Annotated in this window: 3 protein-coding genes; 1 reads left to right on the forward strand and 2 read right to left on the reverse strand. The window is 69.9% G+C overall.

Going from position 1 to position 2,567, the window contains the following annotated elements; genetic code table 11:
• The first annotated feature begins 268 nt into the window (after nucleotides 1-268).
• Nucleotides 269-802, forward strand: a complete 534-nt coding sequence (locus ACJ73U_RS17275) for a flavodoxin domain-containing protein (RefSeq protein WP_407778660.1) — start codon at nucleotides 269-271, stop codon at nucleotides 800-802.
• A gap of 14 nt (nucleotides 803-816) precedes the next feature.
• Here the strand turns inward: ACJ73U_RS17275 and ACJ73U_RS17280 are convergent, their stop codons facing one another.
• Nucleotides 817-963 carry a hypothetical protein gene (locus tag ACJ73U_RS17280; RefSeq protein ID WP_407778661.1) on the reverse strand — a complete coding sequence of 49 codons (147 nt, stop codon included), beginning with the start codon at nucleotides 961-963 and terminating at the stop codon, nucleotides 817-819.
• 136 nt (nucleotides 964-1,099) lie between these two features.
• On the reverse strand, nucleotides 1,100-2,086 hold the full coding sequence (locus tag ACJ73U_RS17285; RefSeq protein ID WP_407778662.1) for an Acg family FMN-binding oxidoreductase: 987 nt from the start codon (nucleotides 2,084-2,086) through the stop codon (nucleotides 1,100-1,102).
• Nucleotides 2,087-2,567 lie beyond the last annotated feature (481 nt).

Consider the following 2,567-nt stretch of genomic DNA (forward strand, 5'->3'; position numbering starts at 1 on the left):
CCACAGTTGTGCGTCACCGGTTCCCGACGAAGTGCAGCGCGGTGGCCACAAAACCGACCACGATCGCGACCACGAAGACGTGATCTGCGTGTCATCGCCCATCGCCTCCCTGCGTGGAGATCCCCACCTCTACCGTGCCCCCACCGGCGGCGGCCGGTCACCCATCGGTCCCGGCCACCCCGGGACCTTGGACACTCGCCACGGCATGGGCCGCGGCGTTACGTGTGTGGTGTGAAGTGATTTTCCTGTCCACATTGGAGAGTGCGAAATGGGCGCCTATCGTGACCGGACGCTGGTCCTGTACGCCAGCAGCGGCGGCTCGACGAAGGATGCGGCCGAGTTCATCGCCGCTCGGTTGCGTGCGCAGGGTGTGCTCGCCGACGTCCGCGGCGTGGACGAGGTGCGCACCCCTGACGGCTACGACGCCGTGGTGCTGGGCAGCGCGGTGCACAACCGATCCCTGCTGCCCGCGGCGGAGCACTTCGTGTTGCGCAATGCCGACACACTGCGGACGATGCCGGTGTGGCTGTTCAGCCTAGGCATCGGCCCCTCGCTGCGCGGTCCCGTCGGCGGCCGCCTGCGTGACGTCGTCCCGCCACGGATCGCCCAGCTGTGCGAGCTGATCGGACCGCGGGACTACCACGCCTTTCCGGGCGTCGTCCCAAGCGCGGGCGCGCCGTTAGTCGCTCGTCTGGTGCTGTGGATCTGCGGTGGCCGCTACGGCGACCTGCGCGACTGGCCGGCGATCGAGGCATGGACCAGGCATATCGCCGAGTACCTGCACGGCGTGGTCGCGGCCTAGGAACGCCGCAGACCTCAGTGATTCTGGCGGCGCAGGGTGGCGGCACCGAGGGCGATCGACAGGCCCAGCCACAGTGCGACCGCGACCTGGGCGACGGCGAGCAGCCCGAACGCGAGCGCGTAGCCGAGCAGCAGGTCCAGTTTCGCCATGGGCATGGTCATCAGTCGTTCGAATGTGTCGGTGGTCCCTTCGCGCAACGGGCTGTCAACGACTCCGCGTGTACTGACCCGGTTCTCGCCCAGCCTGGTCGCGGGACTGTACGACGGTCCTGGTGACTGGGCCGCCATCCCGCGGGTCTTATCCGGCGATGTGCTCGATGATGTCGTCCACGTCCCTGCGGGGTGTGTGGGGGAGCGGCGCGGCGCTGGTCGGGGCCCATCCGACCCGGATGATCAGCTGGGGCACCGCGGTGCCGTCGAGCAGGTCGTCGCGGATCATGCGTCGGGTGTCGGCGATCTCCAGCGGTTGGGACAGTGTGCACGTCGCCAGGCCCAGTTCGGTGGCACCCAGCAGCACGGCGCTCGTCGCTTCACCGGCCCGCAGCCGCGACAGGAGATCGTCGCTGGAGGTGGCGATCGCGAGGTACTCGGTCTGTTGGCCGTACTGCTTGCCAGCGGGTTGGGTGAGGGTGCCGTGCGGGAACGTCCGTGTGTCGGAGTTGGCCTGGAACGCGGTGGGGACGCTGGCGGCGAGCACGCCGTCCCTGGTGCTGTTGCCGCGACCGGTCCACAGCGCCATCTCCGCGGCGTAGCCCGGGTCGGCGGCCTGCACCACGGCGGCCTGGGCGATGGCCCCGGCCAGGTGGAACCGTGCGCCCGGTTCGATGATCGGGAAGCAGAGGGCACCCTCGTGCCGGGCGAGACCGGCGAGGAGCTCAAGGTGGTCGGGCGGCACCGGCCACGACGACATGCGCCTGCGGTCGGTGCGCCGCCGCGAGATCATGGCGGTGAGGGAAACCTCGTGGTCGCTGGGGACGTGCTCGTGGAACTCCACCGCGGCCAGGTGGTCGGGCTCGGTGGGATCGGGTACCCGGCGCACCACGGTCCGCCAGCCGAGCGCGGCGAGCGCGACGCGCAGGTGGTGCAGTGCCGCACCGCAGCTGACGATCAGGTCGCGGCCGTCGGGGTCGGTGGCCGCGAGCAGGCGGTCCCGATCCGCGTACAGGTGTAGCGAGCCGGGGCCGATGGACCAGCGCCACGGCTGGGTGTTGTGCACGGAGGGAGCACACGTGGCCAGCGCGATGGCGGTCCGCAGGGTGTCCTGGTCGGGACCGGGTGTGGTCATGGTGCGTACTCCTCGCATGTCCGCCGTTCGTACTTACCGGGTTCCACGCTCCTCCGCAGCGCTCACGGATATCAGGGACCAAAGAACCTGAATGACGGGGTCGGCGGTCACCCGTCGTGGCCCAGTCAGGGAGAATCCGGTGCGCGGTCGGCCGCCACCAGTGCGACGCGCGCGTTGGCGCGCCACGCCGCTCACGGCCCGTCGTCCTACTAGTCGGCGTCGCGATCACAGGTGGTGGCGGTGTCCTGTCCGGTTTCCGCTCGTCAGCCCTTGGGCGGAGGTGACGCGTGCGGAGACCGCCACGCGGACCGAAAATCCACGACGGTCCTGTACACCGGCGCGCCTGCGGTGCCGGCAGCGCTTTGCCCGCCGGCTGGGGCAGTAAAGACCATCGTCTCTATGACGGCTGCTGCTGGATCCGGACCGGAATCGGCCAGCCCGGCGACCAGGTGTGACAGCATCCCCGTATAGCTGGACTCGC

It is taken from the genome of Actinophytocola sp., from assembly GCF_045807065.1.
Lineage (GTDB): Bacteria > Actinomycetota > Actinomycetes > Mycobacteriales > Pseudonocardiaceae > Actinophytocola.

Bases quoted from the DNA above. Each gene is read 5' to 3' on its own strand.
- ACJ73U_RS17280 (WP_407778661.1), bottom strand. From the start codon at position 963: ATGACCATGCCCATGGCGAAACTGGACCTGCTGCTCGGCTACGCGCTC.
- ACJ73U_RS17285 (WP_407778662.1), bottom strand. From the start codon at position 2,086: ATGACCACACCCGGTCCCGACCAGGACACCCTGCGGACCGCCATCGCG.
- ACJ73U_RS17275 (WP_407778660.1), top strand. From the start codon at position 269: ATGGGCGCCTATCGTGACCGGACGCTGGTCCTGTACGCCAGCAGCGGC.